A 17,295-nucleotide genomic window follows, 5' to 3' on the forward strand; every position below is an offset into this window, starting at 1 on the left:
GTATCCCGCGGGGGTTGTGTCCCGGGGGTGACAGCCAAATGCGACCAGAACGGCTAGAATGGTCTCCGTTTTCTGAATTCTGGAATCCCGTGCCCGGTCGTTGGACACGCTGATCGGGAATGACCATGAAAAAATTTGTTGCGGCCACACTGTTCCTCACTCTCGGATCGATGGCCGCCTCGGCCGCCGACCTTGCCTACAAGGCACGTCCTGTCGCCGTCGATCCCGGCTACAATTGGAGCGGCTTCTACATCGGCGTGAACGGCGGCTATGCCTGGAATAACGCCAGCGACGTCGCCGTTTCCGGTACCCCTCTGATCACGGTCTCGCAGCCCGGCGCCGTTCCGTTCGCTGTCGGCGGACTTCGTCCGGAAGGCTATCTCGTTGGCGGACAGGTTGGCTGGAATTACCAGTTCGGTGCCGGCCTGATCGGCATCGAGGCGGATTTCGATTTCGCCGACATCAAGGACTCCCGCAACGTCGATCTCCCGCCGGTCGGAACCAATGTTCGGACCAGCGCGAGCGAGAAGATCGACTTCTTCGGTACGGTGCGCGGCCGTCTCGGCGGGATCGTGTCACAGCGGCTGTTGCTGTTCGTGACGGGTGGTCTGGCCTATGCCAACGTCAAGGACAGCGCCAACATCAATGAGTTCTTCAATGCGCCTGTGCCCGCGCGCCAGTTCATCGGGAACGCATCGGGCCTCCGCTACGGATGGACCCTCGGCGCGGGGGCTGAGTGGGCCGTGGCCAAAAGCTGGACCGTCAAGGGCGAGTACCTTTACTACGATCTCGGCAGCCGCACGATCACGGGCGCCCAGACCAATCCCGTCGGCGCCGACTTCGCGACCTACCAGTTCTTGACCCGCGGCAACATCGTGAAGGCCGGTCTGAATTACAAGCTCGATTGGGGCGCACCGATCATTGCGAAGTACTGATTTCGGAATCCGCCTTCGAGGCGCGCCGCTCCTGCGCGCCTCTTATCGCTTTCTGACCAGCTTGAGGGCGCGACCGGTCCTCTGAGTGCGCGGCTTGATCGCTGCACTCCGCGCATCGGGCGGACTCAGGAAGCGGACGAGCATCGTCTCCAGATGCGCCACGCTCCGCTTGATATTCAGCTTCGGATTGCGGATCGGCATTGCGCGGGATCCGTCGATGATCGCGATCAGGATGTCCGCCGTCGCGTCCGGGTCGAGTCCTGGATCCACCCGTCCCTGCTGTTGTGCCTGACGCAGGAAGTCGCTCCACATGCGGCGGACCGCTTCGGTGTGACGCTCGATGATTTCAGCGAATTCCGGATTGCGGGCGGCTTCCGCCAGGCCATCCAGATTGAGGATCTGCGCGGGACGAAACCGCAGGCTGGTTTCCTCGATATCGGCGAGCAGCGCTTCGATCACGTCGGGGGCGGCGAGAATCTTTTCGAACCGCTCCGCCGCATGGGCGAGACCCAGATCGATCATCGCCTCGATGATCGCGACCTTGCTCGGAAAGTAGTGATAGAGGTGCCCCGGGCTGATGCCGGCCTCGGTGCAGATGTCGGTCGTGCTGGCGCCGCGGAAGCCATCCCTGATGAAGCAGCGGATCGCCGCGCCGAGAATCTCGCCGCGCTTCTGCTCATGCTTGACTGGGTCGACTTTTCTCAAACCGGACATCTCCATTCACACTCGCCCCGTTTAGCACGACGATTTGCCACGAGAAAATCAAAATTAGATAGTTCCATCTATTTATGTTGACGGATGTTGCGGTGCGTGACAGTGATTATTAGAGCGATTGATCTAATAATCAGCGATGCGGGAATGGGACCATGCGCTTTCCACGGACGGCCCTGATGAGTGTCGCGCTGGCTCTCGGTGGCTGCGCGGCCGCGCCGCTCGAACGCGCCGGCTCGCTTCGGAGCTACGACCGGATGTCGGACGCGAACGGGCTGGTGACGCGATCGCAGATCCGCGTGAACAAGAAGGACGTGCTGGCGGCGAAGACGATCCGGATCGCATCGACCGTCTTTCCCGCACGCACCGACGTTGCGTTGAACGAAAAGGAGCGCCGCCTGGTTGCGAACGCCATCAGCCGCGAACTGTGTCTGCGCCTGAGCGAACGCTTTCGCATCGTTGCCGCCGATGACGATGCCGACCTCACCGTGCAGGCGACGGTGACGCATGCCACGCCGACCAGCCCGACCGCCTCCGGCGCATCGAAAGCGCTGTCGATCGCCAAGACTGTCGCGCTTCCTGGCGTGCCTGTGCCGGTGCCGCGGCTTCCGGTCGGGCTCGGCGGTCTGTCGGTCGAGGCGGAAGCGCGCGACTTCGCCGGATTTCAGAAGGCGGCGATGGTCTGGGCGCGCAACGCCACCTCCATCACGAATTCTCCGCGGGTTGCCAACGAGGGCGATGCGTACGATCTCGCGGCCGATTTCGGCGCCGACTTCGCCAAGCTGGTCACCACTGGAGAATCTCCGTTCGGCGGCGTTCCTGCGCTGCCTCCGATGGACAGCATTCCCGTGCGGTTCGGCGGTGCGCCCAAATATGTCGCCTGCGAAGCGTTCGGACGGTTTCCGGGCATCACCGGTTTCGCGGGGCAGGGGCTCGGCTTGCCGCCGGCCTGGACGGATTCGGGCGCCAAGGAGAGTTCGACCGACAACCCGTCCCCGGCGCCCCAGCCGAATTCAGAGCAGTCGCTCACGCAATGATCCCGGACGTGTTCGTTGCGTCCGATCCCGACAATTTCGCAGCCGACCAGAGTCAAGAACATGCTGACCCAACGAACGCAGACCCAAGGAACAACTCGCCCTCTGCGCCAAAACGTGGCGCGTGCGAACGCGGCAACCGTTCCCCTGTTCGCTGCCGATGAGGCGTGGAGCCGGGCAAATTCGGATCGGCGGGTCGCCGGCGAGACGGATGACCAAGAGGCGCTGCTCGAACCTGGTTTCTGGATGACGGCCATGGTTGCGTTTCTGCCCACGGTCGCAGGCTGCCTCTATCTCTTTCTGACCCAAGGATGAGGTACTCATCGAGCACGGCGGCCTTGTCTGCCGCCTTGTCCGCAGCCTTGGCGCTCTTGCTGGCGGGCTGCGCGTCGAGCGCAAATCTTCCGCCCGTCTATCATCCTCCACGGCCGCCCAGCGCCAAGGCGGTGAAAGAAGGCGTCACGAAAGCAGCCGCCGAAATCAAGCTGACCGGGGGGCTGGAGACATCCGCCGTCCGCCATTCCGACCACGGACCGGGATCGTATTTCGTCTGCCTGAGGCAGCGCGGTCCATCAGCGGGCGGACGCGCCGCCTATTCGGTCTTTTTCGACGATGACAGCTATAAGGGAATCCAGAGTTCGGTGATTTCCGAGGCCTGCGAAGCCGAACCATGGGTTCCTTTCAACTGATGCCGCGATTCCGGCGTGACCAGGATCAATCCTCTGGCCAACGGGTCTCACGAACCGGGTTCCGTGCCCCAAATTCCACCCAATCGGTGGTCACTAAGCGCCGGGGGAGGCCTCTGCCTCCCGTGGTGGGACTGCTGGACTGATGCTTGATCCAAGGCGAATTGTCGTGCTGGCAGCAGTTGCGCTGCTCGCCCTGGGCACCGGCCTGGCCGCTGCCTCACCCGCCAAGTCGAAGCGCGCAGCGGTGGCGACCGCCGCGCCGCCACCTCCCGCTCCGATCGAGCCTCTGCCGCCGCCGAAGATCTACCTGTTCCGCGGCGCCATGGGGCCGATCTTCTCGACCGGCATGGACCGGCTCGAAGAAAAGCTGACGCAGGCGGGCTTCTCGGCCAACGTCTACGAATTCACCATCTGCCGATGGATCGGCGATCGTGCCATCGCCAGCTACAAGGAGAGCCCGGCGCCGATCGTGCTGATCGGCCATTCCATGGGCGGTCTGTGCTCGATCGTCATCTCCGAGATGGCGGCCAAGGAGAACATCCCGATCAGCCTCGTCATCGCCATCGATCCCGCGCATGCAACCGGCGACGTACCGCTCAACGTCGAGCGCTTCATCAACATCTTCCTGTCCGACAGCGTGCTCGGTGGCGGCGACGTCGTGGCCGTGCCCGGCTTTCGCGGCCACTACGCGAGCTACGACCTCAAGGAGAACAGCCGCGTCTCGCACATCAACATCGAGAAGTCGGACGACATCCATCGCCAGATCGTCGACATGGTGACGCAGTTGCCGCGCATCCCCGTCCAGTCCCAGGCCGATGCGGTGCCGCTGCGCTACCTCGTGCCCGGGAACACGCTGGTCGAGCTGTGGGACAGCGGCGTGCGGCTCCCCGTGCGCGCCGGCGACACCATGGCGAGCATCGCAGCCGCCAATCGCGTGCCGCTGTGGACGCTCGCCCAGAGCAATTCACTGGCGGAGAACGCGCCGCTTACCCCCGGCCAAACCATCATCGTCCCGCGCCATCTGACGCCGCCCGAACCGGTGGCCGCGATGGCGGCGCCCGCGCCGGGCCGGCGCTAGGACAGCTCCCGTTCTTGTTCTTATGGGTGCCGCGGCAGCCGTCTCGATGCAGATGTCGCCGAGGTGGAGCGAACCAGGGGAGAACCCCGGCCCGCCGGTCGATGGGGCGCAGCGAGAAGCATCATGAACAATGCCCTCTCAGCGGCATATCTTGCAGCCGGGCGGCCAGTTTCCGCCCCGTGCATGACGAGGCGTCCTTCCGTCGTGCAAACACGCCATCGCCATGTCCTTCGGCCGCACCTTTTCAGGAACATTTCGAATGTCGGAAAGATCTCGGACATCTCAGTCAGCCATGGCTGCTCGCTGTCAGGAGCGTGGTTGCGTTATCGATCGCCTCGCTTGGAATTTTGAAGGCGAGCGGGAAGGCGGAGGCTGAAAGCCTCTCGATCGCGGAGCGCTCTTCCGACAGACGCCGCTCAATGAAGCGCCGCTCGAATTCGGTCAGCTCGGTCTTGAGCAAACGCTGGTATCGGCTGATGTTGTTGCGGTGCGCGCGCAACAAGGCCAGTTCGTCATCAATCATCGTCGTGATCCCGGAGCGCGTGTTGGCTAGGCTGCGAGGCCGGTTCGCGAGACGGATTTCGTGCGGACCGGTTTGCCACCCGGAGGCCCCTTCGGATGGTGATCGAGCGCCGCGAGCGCTTCGAGAATCTCGTCGATGGTGACGGCTCTGTCCGAGCCGGGGAGTTCTCTTAGCGCCGGGTTTGACGCGACGCTGGCTGCGTCCGAGGCCCAGGATGCCAGGATCGCCCGCTTCTCACCGGTCGACAAAACCGGATCCGCGACGACGTCGCGCGGATGATCGTAGACAGAGCCGGGGTGCAAGATCGCTTTCAGGTCGATGATGTTGTCAGCATGATCGATCATGAGAGGTCCTCCTTCTCCTTTCGATAAAACCTCTGATTTGCATTCGGGGGTGCGATCGAAGGCCGTGGTCGATCCCACCCGACGAGCGGGTGGGACCACCACGCTTCCGACGAAAGAAATTCAGGCGGCCTTGCCTTCGAGTTGGTGCACGGTGCCGGACGGCGCACCCTTGATGGCAATTCGCCGCGGCTTCATGGCTTCTGGAATTTCCCGGATCAGCTCGATCCTGAGCAGGCCGTTCTCGAACGCGGCACTCTGCACCTGAACATAGTCGGCAAGGTTGAATTGCCGCTTGAAGGGCCGCGCGGAAATGCCCCGGTACAGATATTCGCGTTCGGCCTTGTCCGCCTTGTTGCCCTCGACGATCACCGCGTTCTGCTCGGCCGTGACCGAGACCTCGTCGGGTGAAAAGCCCGCGATCGCGAGCGAAATCTGGTAGCGATCCTCGCTGACGCGTTCGATGTTGTAGGGGGGATAGTTGTCCTCGCCGGCACGCTGTGCCGTCTCCACGAGGTCGAAGAGGCGGTCGAAACCAATGGTCGAACGCCAAAGGGGAGAGAAGTCGTAAGTGCGCATAGCCAGATCCTCCAAGGAGCAAAATGGATACGAGCGGCACCGGACACGACCGGTGCCCGTCTCAGTCTTTCCCGACCCGTCAGGCGCCGGGAACGCCACCTCTCGGCGGCAACGCAAAAAATAAAAAAACACCGTTTTGGTTTCAAGAGGGGGGGTCTAAAAATTTTTCGAACCCCGCCTCTCGGGAAACAGGCGAAAGATCGCTGACCGCTCGCGATCGCGGTGCAGATACTATTCAGCCCCTAAACATTCGAGCCGTGGATCGCCTCGATCACGGCGTCCGTCACTTCCTTCGTCGTCGCCTTGCCGCCGACATCGGGCGTCAGCACGCCGGCCGCGCAGACGCGTTCGACCGCCGCCATCAGGCGGCCCGCCGCCTCCTTCTCGCCGAGATGTTCGAGCATCTGCGCGCCGGTCCAGAACGTCGCAACCGGGTTGGCGATGCCCTTGCCGGTGATGTCGAAGGCCGAGCCGTGGATCGGCTCGAACATCGAGGGGAAGCGGCGTTCTGGATCGATGTTGCCTGTCGGCGCGACGCCGAGGCTGCCCGCAAGAGCGCCGGCGAGATCCGAGAGGATGTCAGCGTGGAGGTTGGTCGCGACGATGGTGTCGAGGCTCTTCGGATGCAGCGTCATGCGCACCGTCATGGCATCGACCAGCATCTTGTCCCAGGTCACGTCGGGAAATTCGGCCGCGACTTCGGCAGCGATCTCGTCCCACATCACCATGCCATGGCGCTGCGCGTTCGACTTGGTCACCACGGTCAAAAACTTGCGCGGACGCGATTGCGCGAGCTTGAACGCATAGCGCATGATTCGCGTCACGCCGACGCGGGTGAACACCGCGACCTCGGTGCCGACTTCCTCGGGGAGGCCCCTGTGCGCCCGGCCGCCCATGCCGGCGTATTCGCCTTCCGAGTTCTCGCGCACGATCACCCAGTCGAGGTCACCGACGCCGACATTGCGCAAAGGCGAGGCGACGCCTGGAAGAATCTTGGTTGGCCGCACATTGGCGTATTGGTCAAAGCCCTGGCAGATCGGTAGGCGCAGGCCCCACAGCGTGATGTGATCGGGCACGTCGGGCGCGCCGACTGCGCCGAAATAGATCGCGTCGAATTTCTTCAGCTCGGTGAGGCCGTCCGCCGGCATCATCACGCCGTGCTGCTTGTAATAGTCCGAGCCCCAGTCGAACGTCTTGATGGTGAAGGCGAGGTCGCCGCTGCGTTTGGCCAGCGCCTCAAGCACGCGGACACCGGCGGAGATGACCTCGGGGCCGATGCCGTCGGCGGGAATCGCTGCGATCGAATGGGTGCGCATGAAACGCTCCGTGAGATGTCAGTTGCGGGACGGGTTCGAACCGGCGCGGCCTGCGCGCGCGACAATAGCAGGGTTGTGTGGCAGCGAGCTTAGGCGGGGTTGCGAGGTGGACTCAATTGGCGCTGGTTTATACAAAAAAATGATATAATCCTTCGGGGCGAGGTCAGAGGATATCGGATGGAATTGCATCAGTTGCGATGCTTCGTGGCGGCGGCCGAGCAGCTGCATTTCGGCCATGCGGCGCAACAGCTCAAGATGCTGCCCTCCGCACTCGGGCGCCAGATCAGACTGCTCGAGGAAGATCTGGGCACGCGGCTGTTCGCGCGGACGACGCGGGTGGTGTCGCTCACGGAAGACGGCACGACGCTGCTGCGCGACGCACGCGCTATCCTCGCCAGGGTCGAGGCCGTCGAGAGCAATCTGCGTAACCGCTCGCGCGCAGGCACCGCGCGGCGGCTGCGGATCGGCGCCATCGACAGCGCCGCAGCCGGGCTGTTGCCGCCATTGCTGCGCGATTTCCGCGACAAGCATCCGGAGATCGCAGTGCAGCTCCTCGAGGACAAAACGGTCCGGCTGCTGCCGAAGATCCTGACCGGCGCGCTCGATCTCGCCTTCGTCCGCCCGCCCGACAATGCCGACAAGCGGCTCGAATTCCGCGATCTGCTGCAGGAAACGGCGATCGTGGCGTTCCCGCAGCGGCACGCGCTCGCCGGACGCAAGTCGGTCACGCTGACGGAGATCGCCGAGGAGGCGATGCTGGTGCCGGATCGCCGCTCGCGGCCGCACAGCCACGACCTCACCATCAAATTGTTCGAACAGGCCGGCCTCACGCCGCGCATCGTGCAGGTCGCCGACGAGAAGCAGACCATCATTCACCTGGTGGCCACGAAGCTCGGCGTCGCGATCGTGCCGCGCTGGACGACCCGGATGGCGGTGTCTGGCGTGCGCTTCGTGCCGCTCCGGCCGAAGCAAAGCGGTCCCGTCGGGCGGCTGCCGCTCGCGGCGGCCTGGCTGCGCGGCTCGCGCGATCCGGCCCGCGACGCGATGCTGGCCGTGCTCGAAGCGCGCCTGCGCAGCTATGCGCGCGAGGCCTGAGCAGCTATGACATTGGCCTGGACAGAAGGTGGAAGGTGATGACGGATCAGAAAGCTTCGAGCGAATTGCGGGTGGCCATTGCTGGACTGGGCTCGATCGGCACCAAGATCGCGACCGCGCTCGATCAGGGCATCGAAGGGCTGACGCTGTCGGCTGTCGCCGTACGCGATCCCGCAAAGCATGAGATTTTCCTCAAGAGCCTGCGCCGCCCGCCGCAGATCATGCCGATCGACAAGCTCGGCGATGCCGCCGACATCGTGGTCGAGTGCGCGCCGAGCAGTCAGCTCCGCGCGATCGTCGAGCCGGCAGTGAAACGCGGCAGGGCCGCGGTCGTCGTCAGCGTCGGCGGACTGCTCGACAATTTCGATCTCGTCGATCTCGCCCGCGCCAATGGCGGCCGCATCATCGTGCCGACCGGTGCGCTGATCGGGCTCGATGCCGTCAACGCCGCCGCGGTCGGCACCATCCAATCCGTGAAGATGGTCACGCGCAAGCCGATCGACGGCCTGAAGGGCGCTCCGTTTATCGTCGAGAACAAGATCGACATCGACAATCTGCGCGAGCCTCTGAAACTGTTCGAGGGCAGCGCGCGCGAAGCGGCGAAGGGCTTTCCGGCCAACGTCAATGTCGCGGTTGCGCTGTCGCTGGCGGGCATCGGGCCCGATCGCACCCAGATTCAGGTTTGGGCGGACCCCACTGTGACGCGCAATGTTCATCGCATCGAGGTCGAAGCGGATTCGGCGCGGTTCTCGATGGGCATCGAGAACATCCCGTCCGAAAATCCCAAGACCGGGATCATCACTGCGCTGTCCGTGATCGCGCTGCTCCGCAAGCAGCGCGCCACGCTGTGTGTGGGGACGTAGGTTTTCAAGCGCCCGTGACGCGCCAGATCACGTTGCCGACGTCGTCGGCCATCAGCAGGGACTTCTTGTCGGGGCCGATCACGACGCCGACCGGGCGGCCGTAGGATTCCTTCTCGTCCGGCGCGAGGAAGCCCGACAGGATGTCGCGGCCGGGACCGGAGGGCTTTCCGTTCTCGAACGGGATGAACACCAGCTTGTAACCGGACAGCGTGCTGCGATTCCACGAGCCGTGCTGGCCGATCACCATGCCGTCGGGGAAGCCGGGCAGGGTGCCGGCCGGCATCCAGCACAGGCCGAGCGAAGCGGTATGGCCGCCGAGCGCGTAGTCCGGCGTGAGGGCTCTTGCGACCATCGCCGGATCCTGCGGCACGCGGTCGTCGACGGTCTTGCCCCAGTAGCAATAGGGCCAGCCATAGAAGCCGCCGTCGCGCACCGAGGTCAGATAATCCGGCGGCGTCTCGTCGCCGAGGCCGTCGCGTTCGTTGACGACGGTCCAGAGCACGTTCGTATTCGGTTCCCACGCCAATCCAACGGGATTGCGCAGGCCGGCGCCGAAGATGCGATGCGTGCCGGCGACGAGGTCGAGCTCGTAGACCGCGGCGCGGCCTTCCTCGACCTCCATGCCCATCTCGGCAATGTTGCTGAGCGAGCCGACGCCGGCATAGAGCTTCTTGCCGTCGGGGCTCGCGAGCAGGCTGCGCGTCCAGTGGCCGCTCGGCTTGAAATTGGTGAGCCGCTTGCCCGGCGCGGTGATGCGGTCGGCATTGGCGACATAGGGAAAGGCCATCACGCCGTCGGTGTTGCCTACATAGAAGGTATCGCCGACCAGCGCCATACCGAACGGCTGGCTGAGATTTTCCATGAAGGCGCCGCGATGCTCGGCGACGCCGTCGCCGTCCTTGTCGCGCAGCAGCGTGATGCGGTTAGCGGAAACGCCGAGCGCCGCGGCGCGCCGCATCGTCGCCTGCATCGCGTAATGAAACACGGACCGTGGCGCGCCAGCGATCTGCGTCGCTTCGGCGATCAGCACATCACCATTGGGCAGCACCTCGATCCAGCGCGGATGGTCGAGGCCGGTTGCGAACGCATTGACCTTGAGCCCGGTTGCGGCGGTCGGCTTCTGTCCCTCGCTCCAGCCCCGTGCCGTCGGCATCTTCAAGGTCGGCAGCGCGCCTTGCGGCTTCGCTTGGGGGATGGCGGGCGCCTGGCCCCATGCGGGCGCCGGCGCGGTGCCCGAGAGCTTCCGCCATTGCAGCGCGATGCCGCCGACGAAGGCGACGAACTGCGCAAAGATGCTGGAAAAGGTCATGAAAATCCCCTGTTGAACGTGCGGCACAGTCCAACGACGGATCGTCCGGATTGGCCCATGGCCCCGCGCGGGCTCAGGCCTGATCGTCGACCTCTCCAGATCCACGATCAACGTGTCGTCGTGCCTCGTTGCGGGCGCATCCAACTGGGTAGCGGTAAAAAGGTCAACCGGCGCCGGCTCGCATCGGGCCGTTTATGGCCCGCGCAATGGCGGCACGCCGAATTTGCATGGCAGGACGAAGGGGCGTGCGCCGCGTCACCGCGGCGACAGGAACGGGATGATCATCGGCACGCGGCGGCAATAGGCGCCGTAGGCGTCCTCGCCGAGCTCCTTGGACAGGAACACCTCTTCCATCCGGCCCTTCTGCCACATGCCGAGCGAGATCAGGATCGCGCCGAGGATCGTCGTGACCATGCCGATCGCGATCCCGGTGACGAGCATGCCGAAGATCAACCCAGTGTAGATCGGGTGACGCACGATGCCGTAGGGGCCGGTGTCGATGACGCGGTGGTCTTCCTTGTGGGTGATGGTGTTGGACCAGAACTTTCCGAGATGCAGCCGGCCCCACCAGGCGAACGCGATGCCGGCGATCGAGAGCACCGCGGCGACATAGATGCCGCTGTTGCCGAGCACCCAGAGCGGCTTCCAGCCCAGGAGCTCCGCAACCCACGGGGTGTACAGGATGCCGCCAACCAGGATCGGCAGGCTATAGCGCTGCGACTCCAGCGTCATGACCTGCTTCTTGGTCCGGCCCTGCCAGAACGAGGCGCCCACCCAGCTGGCGAGAAAGGCGAGCCAGATCAGAGCCAGCAGTTCGGTCGGCCAGGTCGTAGTCCAGCCGCCCCAGGCGACGGAGAGAAGCTTGCTGAAATCGAAGGACATGCCGAAATGTTCTTTGCGTTGGGCGGAGCGGTCAGCTCGCGCGCGAGGACAGCGCGTGATGCTCGATGGCGCCGGAGGGGGCTTCGCCGCCGCGGGCGAGCAGATGGGTGATGGTTTCGCGCAGCACGGGCTCGATCGGGCGCGGCGCATAGCCGAGCTCGTTACGGGCCTTGTCGATCGAAAGATCGCTCGCGGCCAGCGCGATGCGCACGCCCTCGGCGGTGCCGTTGGGCGGCCGGTGCGTGAAATTGTCGGAGATGTATTCGAGCATGATCGCGGAGAACTCGGCGATCCTGCCGGGCACCACGATCGGAAACTGCCGGCGTCCGCTCATCGCCGACATCATCCGCAGGATGCGGCCGAGCGGGACGCAGTCACCGCCGAGGATATAGCGCTGGCCGATGCGGCCGCGTTCCATCGTCAGCACGAGACCCATCGCGACGTCGCGGACATCGACGAGGTTGACCAGGAAGTTGAGATGCGGCTGCACCTTCTTCTGGAGGAAGTACCAGAGCATCGCGGTCGGCGGCGTCAGATTGTGGTCGGCGGCGCCGATCGGCATGGTCGGCGTGCCGATCACGAGCGGGAAGCCGGCGGCCGCGGCCTTCGCGGCGTAATGCTCGGCGAGCGACTTCGAGCGCGTATAGGCGCCTGGCATCGCGTCGGCGGGCTGCAGCGCCTCTTCGGCGGGAACGCCCTTGAGGTCGCAATAGGGGAACAGGATCGATTCCGTCGAGCAATGCAGGAAGCGCGACAGGCCGCGCTTCATCGCAGCCGCGAGCACGATCTCGGTTCCGCGGCAATTGACGTCGTGAAAGTCCTGCTTGTTGGCGACCCACATGCCCGGCAGGCCGGCGAGGTGATAGACCTGATCGACGCCTGCGATCGCAGCATCCACCGCGGCACCATCCAGCACCGAACCATGAACGTGCTCAACGTCGGCATTCGCCGCGGCCGGGGGCCGGACATCGAGCACACGTACCCGCTGCCCACGGGCGCGGAGCGCTTCTACGAGGTGATGTCCGATGAAACCACTGCCACCGGTAACCAGTACGAGAGCCATGCAGAAGGTTGCTGTTTTGCTTCTAGAATTTATCGGGTTGAAAGGGAATTGGTCGGAACAGGCGCCAGAATCGCGGCAAGGTCACGGCGGAAACCCAGCGCAATGAACAATTTCGCCATGACAAACATCGGCCCAAGCAACAGATGCGACGGAAATGTGAATAATGAGGCTTCGCGCCCCTCAAAAACCTTGTGGCCGATGGTCTGCGCGGCAACGCCGAGTCCGACCAGCGCGGCGAAAATCGCCCACATCAATGCGGTGCTGGCCTGCGCCGAAATGGTCGTCGCGATCGAGAACAGCACGACGGAGACGGCCAGAATGCCGATCCCCAACGCCGTGTCCAGCAGCAGCCAATAGACGAGAACCGGCAGCGCCAGGATCACCGCCAGACTGACCTCGATCCCGAAGACGGGGACATGCACGAGCGTCAGCGGCAGCACGGCGCCGGTGAAGAGCAGGAGGATACCGATCACATGCATCGCCGTGTTCCGGGGATCGCGATGGTACTCAACATAAACAGCAAGTTGGCGCTGAAAATAGCCACCCATCTCGGTCTCGTGCATTGCGGTCGGGGACAACGAAGAAAGGCTATAGCACCGGACCGGGCAGTGCACAAACCGGCGCTATTGTCGCGCAATACCGTGCTTTCGCGCTGTGAGACAGGTCACAATATGGAAGAACTTCAAGGGGTTCCGTCAGCCCAAGCTGGGCTCGCTCAGTGCTTCTTGGCGGGCTTTTTCGCCGCAGGCGCAGGCGCCGCCGGATGCGCAGGTGTCTCCTCCGGCACCTTGGCATAGGTTGCGATTTGCAACTGGCTGTTGACGGCCGAGGTCGGCTTGGCCCGGTCGAGAAACTGCTCCTCGCCGAGGCCGATCGGATGCAGCCGCTTGGTCGAGATCTTGAACGTGTTCACCAGGACGTCACGGATCGCATCGGCGCGGCGCTGGCTCAGGATCGCATTGGCCTCGCGCGTCTTCGCATTGGATTCGACGTGGCCGACGATCAGGAACGTGTAGGGCAGCAGCGAGGAGTTAACCAGCGCGTCCGCGATGCGGCCAACGGTCTGGTAGGAGGCCGGCTGGATGATCGGCGTGTCGGGGTCGAACTGGATCGCAGCATTGAAGGTCGGCAGCTTGGCCAGATCGGGCGCGATCAGCGGCCGGTTCACCGGACCCGGGTCGTTCTTGATCCTCGCTTTGGCCCGCTCCATCACCTGCTGCTTCAGCGCGGGAAGGTCGACCTCGGCGGCCTCTTCGAAATGGTTCAGCTTACCGACGATGTCGTCGCGGGTCGGCGCCGCGGTTTGCGCGCCTGCCGCGCCCGCGAGCAGTGCGAGGCCAAGACCGATACAGAGCGCGATGACGGGTCCGGCGGTGAACAGCCTGTTCGCGCGCATCACCGATACCCCGCGTCGTCGACGGCCTTCAGGCAGTTGTTGCTGATGCCCTTGGGGGTCGAGATCAGGCAGGGGATCGACTTGCTGGTCTCCTTGGTCGAACCGTTGCAGACCTTGACGATCTCGCGCTGGCAGGCGTTCGCGACCGTGACGCGGGCGGCGACGCGCTTCTGGATGGCGTCGAAGGCGCGGAGATAGTCGCTCTGGCATTGCTGGGACAGCACGTCCCGGTTGCGAGACAGGCACTCCTTCAGGCGGGTCGAATCCGGATTGACGCCGCGGCAATTGGCGATGATTTCCGCACCGCAACTCTTCGCCAGCAGTCCGATCGAATCGCCAAAGCTCATGGTCTCCGCCGCGCTCAGCGACGGCATCCCCAATGTCAGCAAGATCAGTGTGATGGAGCCCCGGACCATGGGCGCATCTGATACGGGGAAGTTCGCGATGGTCAAGAGGCGTTCGGACCAGAACTGTCGAGAGTTCGACCAGTGCGGCGAACAGTCCTCACTCCGTGACCTCAGTGAGGGGCGGCCATTCGATCAGGGCGACCCTATGTTTCGCCAGGTCGTCGGCCACGGCAGGGTCGGCCTTGAGCTCGTCCAATGTCCGCGGCGGGGGAAGCTGGCGGCCGTCCTCGACCAGTTCCTGTGCATAGAACGCGAGTGCCTCGGGCGCATTCTCCATGGCCTCGTCGACGTCGTCGCCGCCGGAAATGCAGCCGGGCAGGTCGGGAAACCAGACGCCAACGGCCTCGTCCGGGCCGGCGTCCTCGATGATGGCAACGTATTGAGCCACGCAGGCCTCACGCCCGCTGCACGAAGCTGTCCACGACCTTCTTCTCGCCGGCCTTGTCGAAGGCGATGGTGAGCTTGTTGCCGTCGACCCTGGTGACGCGGCCGTAGCCGAACTTCTGGTGGAAGACGCGGTCGGAGAGCGAGAATTCCGAGGTCGTTCCGGTGGATTTGGCCACCAGCTCGCCCTCGATCGTCATCGGGCCGCGGCGGCGCGAGGAGAAGCTGCCGAAATCGGGGCCGGGTGACGAGGAGGATGTGAACGACGAAGTCTGTTCCTCGAAGCCGCCACTTCCGCCGCCGCCAGTGCGGCCGCCACCCCGGTTGCGGTTGGCTTGTGCGCGCTGCCAGCCCGGGGTCGAATAGGTCGAGCCGAACGCCTCCATGTCGTCGAAGCGCGAGGCGCCGTAGCCGCCGGTGCCACCCCAGGCCGAGCCGCCCTTGGATTCCGTGATCTCGACATTGGCCGCCGGCAATTCGTCGAGGAAGCGCGACGGGATCGTGGTCGACCAGGTGCCATGGATGCGCCGGTTGGTCGCGAAATAGATTTTCGCGCGGCGCCTTGCGCGGGTCAGGCCGACATGGCCGAGCCGGCGCTCTTCCTCGAGGCCGGCGCGGCCCTGTTCGTCCAGGGTGCGCTGGCTCGGAAACAGGCCTTCCTCCCAGCCGGGCAGGAACACGTTGTCGAATTCGAGACCCTTGGCCGAATGCAGCGTCATCAGCGACACCGCGTCTTCGTCCGCGCCGCTGTCGCGGTCCATCACCAGCGAGATGTGCTCCAGAAACCCCTGCAGGTTCTCGAACTCCTCCATCGAGCGCACCAGCTCCTTGAGGTTCTCCAGCCGGCCCGCGGCGTCCGCCGAACGGTCCTTCTGCCACATCTCGGTATAGCCGCTCTCGTCGAGCACGATCTGGGCGAGGTCCGTATGCGCGGTGACCTCGCGCTGGGCGCGCCAGCGGTCGAACTGGGCGACGACCTCGCGCAGACTTCCGCGCGCCTTCGGCTTCAATTCGTCGGTGTCGACCACGGCGCGCGCCGCCTCGAACAGCGGGATGCGCCGCTTGCGGGCGTGGTCGTGCAGCATCTGCACGGTCGCGTCGCCAAGGCCGCGCTTGGGCACATTGACGATGCGCTCGAAGGCGAGATCGTCGGCGGGTGAATTGATGACGCGCAGATAAGCCAGCGCGTCGCGGATTTCGGCGCGCTCGTAGAAGCGCGGGCCGCCGATGACGCGGTAGGGCAGGCCGAGCGTGACGAAGCGGTCTTCGAATTCGCGCATCTGGTAGGAGGCGCGCACGAGAATGGCGATCTCGTTCAGCTTCTCGCCCTGACGCTGGATCTGCTCGATCTCCTCGCCGATGCCGCGGGCTTCCTCTTCGGAATCCCAAGAGCCCGTGACCGTGACCTTCTCGCCGTCCTGGTCCTCGGTGCGCAGCGTCTTGCCGAGCCGGCCTTCGTTGTGCGCGATCAGATGCGAGGCGGCGGCGAGGATATGGCCGGTCGAGCGGTAGTTGCGCTCGAGGCGGATCACCTTGGCGCCGGGAAAATCGTGGTCGAAGCGCAGGATGTTGTCGACCTCCGCGCCGCGCCAGCCATAGATCGACTGGTCGTCGTCGCCGACGCAGCAGATGTTCTTGATGTGGGCGCTCTTCTCCTTCTCCCCGCTTGCGGGATCGCGACGAGCTTCGCTCGCGCTGAGAAGGTCGGGATGAGGGGGAGTCTCCACGAGCTCGGTGCTCGGAGAGTCTCCCTCACCCGCATCGCCTTGCGATGCGACCTCTCCCCGCACGCGGGGAGAGGTGAAAGAAGTCGGCGCCTGCGACAGCAGCCGCAGCCACAGATACTGCGCGACGTTCGTGTCCTGATACTCGTCGACCAGGATGTATTTGAAGCGCTGCTGGTACTGCCTGAGGATATCCGGGTGCTCGCGGAAGATGCGGATGTCTTCGAGCAGCAGGTCGCCGAAATCGGCGGCGTTCAAGATCTTCAAGCGCTCCTGGTAGCTCGCATAGAGCTTGCCGCCCTTGCCATTGGCGAACACGGCGGCTTCGCCTGGGGGCACCTGCGACGGCGTCAGGCCGCGGTTCTTCCAGCCGTCGATCAGGCCGGCCAGCATGCGCGCGGGCCAGCGCTTGTCGTCGATGTTGTCGGCCTGCAGGAGCTGCTTCAGCAGCCTCACCTGGTCGTCGGTGTCGAGCACGGTGAAATTGGACTTGAGCTGCGCCAGCTCGGCATGGGTGCGCAGGATACGGCCGCCGATGGAATGGAAGGTGCCGAGCCACGGCATGCCTTCGACGGCGTGGCCGAGCATCTGGCCGAGCCGGTGCTTCATCTCGCGCGCGGCCTTGTTGGTGAAGGTCACCGACAGGATTTCGGCGGGGCGGGCGCGGCCCTGGCTCAGGATATGGGCGATGCGCGTGGTCAGCACGCGGGTCTTGCCGGTGCCGGCGCCGGCCAGCACCAGGACCGGGCCGTCCAGCGTCTCCACGGCGTCGCGCTGCTCGGGATTGAGCCCCGCCAGATATTTCGGGCCCACCGAGGCGCGCGCACGCGCGGCGATGCCGCCCGCCGCTGGCTGGTGGTCGGGGACGCTCTCGGAGGTGATCTTGCTTGGCTCGGTCATGCGAATCATTGGCCCCACGATGGCACCGCGGGGTGGCGGAAGGGAGCCTTCATAACAGGGATTGAT

The 17,295-nt window shown here is 64.7% G+C and carries 20 protein-coding genes; 7 read left to right on the forward strand and 13 right to left on the reverse strand.

Going from position 1 to position 17,295, the window contains the following annotated elements; genetic code table 11:
• Positions 1 to 125 precede the first annotated feature (125 nt).
• Positions 126 to 935, forward strand: a complete 810-nt coding sequence (locus WHZ77_RS08370; protein WP_375313245.1) for an outer membrane protein — start codon at positions 126 to 128, stop codon at positions 933 to 935.
• Between the two features lie 42 nt (positions 936 to 977).
• Here WHZ77_RS08370 and WHZ77_RS08375 read toward each other — a convergent pair whose 3' ends face one another.
• On the reverse strand, positions 978 to 1,655 hold the full coding sequence (locus WHZ77_RS08375; RefSeq protein WP_375313246.1) for a TetR/AcrR family transcriptional regulator: 678 nt from the start codon (positions 1,653 to 1,655) through the stop codon (positions 978 to 980).
• Positions 1,656 to 1,825: 170 nt separating this feature from the next.
• On the opposite strand from WHZ77_RS08375, the gene WHZ77_RS08380 reads away from it, so the two are divergent.
• From WHZ77_RS08380 to WHZ77_RS08395, 4 genes are all read left to right on the forward strand, one after another.
• Positions 1,826 to 2,683, forward strand: a complete 858-nt coding sequence (locus WHZ77_RS08380) for a DUF3313 domain-containing protein (protein WP_375314679.1) — start codon at positions 1,826 to 1,828, stop codon at positions 2,681 to 2,683.
• Between the two features lie 60 nt (positions 2,684 to 2,743).
• Positions 2,744 to 2,995 carry a hypothetical protein gene (locus tag WHZ77_RS08385; RefSeq protein WP_375313247.1) on the forward strand — a complete coding sequence of 84 codons (252 nt, stop codon included), beginning with the start codon at positions 2,744 to 2,746 and terminating at the stop codon, positions 2,993 to 2,995.
• 23 nt (positions 2,996 to 3,018) lie between these two features.
• A complete protein-coding gene (locus WHZ77_RS08390) occupies positions 3,019 to 3,369 on the forward strand; it encodes a hypothetical protein (protein ID WP_375313248.1) in 351 nt (116 codons plus the stop codon).
• Positions 3,370 to 3,511: 142 nt separating this feature from the next.
• Complete coding sequence (locus WHZ77_RS08395) at positions 3,512 to 4,447, forward strand: LysM peptidoglycan-binding domain-containing protein (protein ID WP_375313249.1); 936 nt, start codon at positions 3,512 to 3,514, stop codon at positions 4,445 to 4,447.
• 286 nt (positions 4,448 to 4,733) lie between these two features.
• On the opposite strand, the gene WHZ77_RS08400 is transcribed toward WHZ77_RS08395, so the two are convergent.
• The 4 genes from WHZ77_RS08400 to WHZ77_RS08415 form a co-directional block, all read right to left on the reverse strand.
• Positions 4,734 to 4,970 (reverse strand): hypothetical protein, encoded by a 237-nt coding sequence (locus WHZ77_RS08400; protein WP_375313250.1) that lies wholly within the window; start codon positions 4,968 to 4,970, stop codon positions 4,734 to 4,736.
• 26 nt (positions 4,971 to 4,996) lie between these two features.
• On the reverse strand, positions 4,997 to 5,314 hold the full coding sequence (locus tag WHZ77_RS08405) for a hypothetical protein (RefSeq protein ID WP_375313251.1): 318 nt from the start codon (positions 5,312 to 5,314) through the stop codon (positions 4,997 to 4,999).
• Positions 5,315 to 5,434: 120 nt separating this feature from the next.
• Entirely contained in the window at positions 5,435 to 5,890 is a 456-nt protein-coding gene (locus WHZ77_RS08410; RefSeq protein WP_375313252.1) for an Hsp20 family protein, read from the reverse strand.
• Positions 5,891 to 6,132: 242 nt separating this feature from the next.
• On the reverse strand, positions 6,133 to 7,206 hold the full coding sequence (locus WHZ77_RS08415; RefSeq protein WP_375313253.1) for a tartrate dehydrogenase: 1,074 nt from the start codon (positions 7,204 to 7,206) through the stop codon (positions 6,133 to 6,135).
• A gap of 177 nt (positions 7,207 to 7,383) precedes the next feature.
• On the opposite strand from WHZ77_RS08415, the gene WHZ77_RS08420 reads away from it, so the two are divergent.
• Entirely contained in the window at positions 7,384 to 8,301 is a 918-nt protein-coding gene (locus WHZ77_RS08420; RefSeq protein ID WP_375313254.1) for a LysR substrate-binding domain-containing protein, read from the forward strand.
• A 38-nt stretch (positions 8,302 to 8,339) separates the two neighbouring features.
• Positions 8,340 to 9,164 (forward strand): aspartate dehydrogenase, encoded by an 825-nt coding sequence (locus tag WHZ77_RS08425; RefSeq protein WP_375313255.1) that lies wholly within the window; start codon positions 8,340 to 8,342, stop codon positions 9,162 to 9,164.
• Between the two features lie 4 nt (positions 9,165 to 9,168).
• Here WHZ77_RS08425 and WHZ77_RS08430 read toward each other — a convergent pair whose 3' ends face one another.
• The 8 genes from WHZ77_RS08430 to WHZ77_RS08465 all read right to left on the reverse strand — a co-directional run bounded on the left by WHZ77_RS08430 (position 9,169) and on the right by WHZ77_RS08465 (position 17,238).
• Positions 9,169 to 10,473 carry a PQQ-dependent sugar dehydrogenase gene (locus WHZ77_RS08430; RefSeq protein WP_375313256.1) on the reverse strand — a complete coding sequence of 435 codons (1,305 nt, stop codon included), beginning with the start codon at positions 10,471 to 10,473 and terminating at the stop codon, positions 9,169 to 9,171.
• Between the two features lie 255 nt (positions 10,474 to 10,728).
• Complete coding sequence (locus WHZ77_RS08435) at positions 10,729 to 11,355, reverse strand: methyltransferase family protein (RefSeq protein ID WP_375313257.1); 627 nt, start codon at positions 11,353 to 11,355, stop codon at positions 10,729 to 10,731.
• A 31-nt stretch (positions 11,356 to 11,386) separates the two neighbouring features.
• The gene (locus WHZ77_RS08440) at positions 11,387 to 12,418 is read right to left on the reverse strand and encodes an NAD-dependent epimerase/dehydratase family protein (protein WP_375313258.1); all 1,032 of its coding nucleotides are present in this window, start codon (positions 12,416 to 12,418) and stop codon (positions 11,387 to 11,389) included.
• Positions 12,419 to 12,447: 29 nt separating this feature from the next.
• Positions 12,448 to 12,966 carry a DUF962 domain-containing protein gene (locus tag WHZ77_RS08445; protein ID WP_375313259.1) on the reverse strand — a complete coding sequence of 173 codons (519 nt, stop codon included), beginning with the start codon at positions 12,964 to 12,966 and terminating at the stop codon, positions 12,448 to 12,450.
• A gap of 167 nt (positions 12,967 to 13,133) precedes the next feature.
• Entirely contained in the window at positions 13,134 to 13,814 is a 681-nt protein-coding gene (locus tag WHZ77_RS08450) for an OmpA family protein (protein ID WP_375313260.1), read from the reverse strand.
• Positions 13,814 to 14,230 (reverse strand): hypothetical protein, encoded by a 417-nt coding sequence (locus tag WHZ77_RS08455; protein WP_375313261.1) that lies wholly within the window; start codon positions 14,228 to 14,230, stop codon positions 13,814 to 13,816. The genes WHZ77_RS08450 and WHZ77_RS08455 overlap by 1 nt, the downstream gene beginning before the upstream one ends.
• Positions 14,231 to 14,318: 88 nt before the next feature.
• On the reverse strand, positions 14,319 to 14,609 hold the full coding sequence (locus tag WHZ77_RS08460) for a type II toxin-antitoxin system HicB family antitoxin (protein ID WP_375313262.1): 291 nt from the start codon (positions 14,607 to 14,609) through the stop codon (positions 14,319 to 14,321).
• 7 nt (positions 14,610 to 14,616) lie between these two features.
• On the reverse strand, positions 14,617 to 17,238 hold the full coding sequence (locus WHZ77_RS08465; RefSeq protein WP_375313263.1) for an ATP-dependent helicase: 2,622 nt from the start codon (positions 17,236 to 17,238) through the stop codon (positions 14,617 to 14,619).
• Between the last annotated feature and the right edge of the window lie 57 nt (positions 17,239 to 17,295).

Origin of the sequence: Bradyrhizobium sp. A5 (assembly GCF_042076515.1) — a bacterium.
In the GTDB taxonomy this organism is placed as follows: domain Bacteria; phylum Pseudomonadota; class Alphaproteobacteria; order Rhizobiales; family Xanthobacteraceae; genus Bradyrhizobium; species Bradyrhizobium cosmicum.

Coding starts and splice junctions, on each gene's coding strand:
- WHZ77_RS08370 (WP_375313245.1), top strand. CDS start 126: ATGAAAAAATTTGTTGCGGCCACACTGTTCCTCACTCTCGGATCGATG.
- WHZ77_RS08375 (WP_375313246.1), bottom strand. CDS start 1,655: ATGGAGATGTCCGGTTTGAGAAAAGTCGACCCAGTCAAGCATGAGCAG.
- WHZ77_RS08380 (WP_375314679.1), top strand. CDS start 1,826: ATGAGTGTCGCGCTGGCTCTCGGTGGCTGCGCGGCCGCGCCGCTCGAA.
- WHZ77_RS08385 (WP_375313247.1), top strand. CDS start 2,744: ATGCTGACCCAACGAACGCAGACCCAAGGAACAACTCGCCCTCTGCGC.
- WHZ77_RS08395 (WP_375313249.1), top strand. CDS start 3,512: ATGCTTGATCCAAGGCGAATTGTCGTGCTGGCAGCAGTTGCGCTGCTC.
- WHZ77_RS08400 (WP_375313250.1), bottom strand. CDS start 4,970: ATGATTGATGACGAACTGGCCTTGTTGCGCGCGCACCGCAACAACATC.
- WHZ77_RS08405 (WP_375313251.1), bottom strand. CDS start 5,314: ATGATCGATCATGCTGACAACATCATCGACCTGAAAGCGATCTTGCAC.
- WHZ77_RS08410 (WP_375313252.1), bottom strand. CDS start 5,890: ATGCGCACTTACGACTTCTCTCCCCTTTGGCGTTCGACCATTGGTTTC.
- WHZ77_RS08415 (WP_375313253.1), bottom strand. CDS start 7,206: ATGCGCACCCATTCGATCGCAGCGATTCCCGCCGACGGCATCGGCCCC.
- WHZ77_RS08420 (WP_375313254.1), top strand. CDS start 7,384: ATGGAATTGCATCAGTTGCGATGCTTCGTGGCGGCGGCCGAGCAGCTG.
- WHZ77_RS08425 (WP_375313255.1), top strand. CDS start 8,340: ATGACGGATCAGAAAGCTTCGAGCGAATTGCGGGTGGCCATTGCTGGA.
- WHZ77_RS08430 (WP_375313256.1), bottom strand. CDS start 10,473: ATGACCTTTTCCAGCATCTTTGCGCAGTTCGTCGCCTTCGTCGGCGGC.
- WHZ77_RS08435 (WP_375313257.1), bottom strand. CDS start 11,355: ATGTCCTTCGATTTCAGCAAGCTTCTCTCCGTCGCCTGGGGCGGCTGG.
- WHZ77_RS08440 (WP_375313258.1), bottom strand. CDS start 12,418: ATGGCTCTCGTACTGGTTACCGGTGGCAGTGGTTTCATCGGACATCAC.
- WHZ77_RS08445 (WP_375313259.1), bottom strand. CDS start 12,966: ATGGGTGGCTATTTTCAGCGCCAACTTGCTGTTTATGTTGAGTACCAT.
- WHZ77_RS08450 (WP_375313260.1), bottom strand. CDS start 13,814: ATGCGCGCGAACAGGCTGTTCACCGCCGGACCCGTCATCGCGCTCTGT.
- WHZ77_RS08455 (WP_375313261.1), bottom strand. CDS start 14,230: ATGGTCCGGGGCTCCATCACACTGATCTTGCTGACATTGGGGATGCCG.
- WHZ77_RS08465 (WP_375313263.1), bottom strand. CDS start 17,238: ATGATTCGCATGACCGAGCCAAGCAAGATCACCTCCGAGAGCGTCCCC.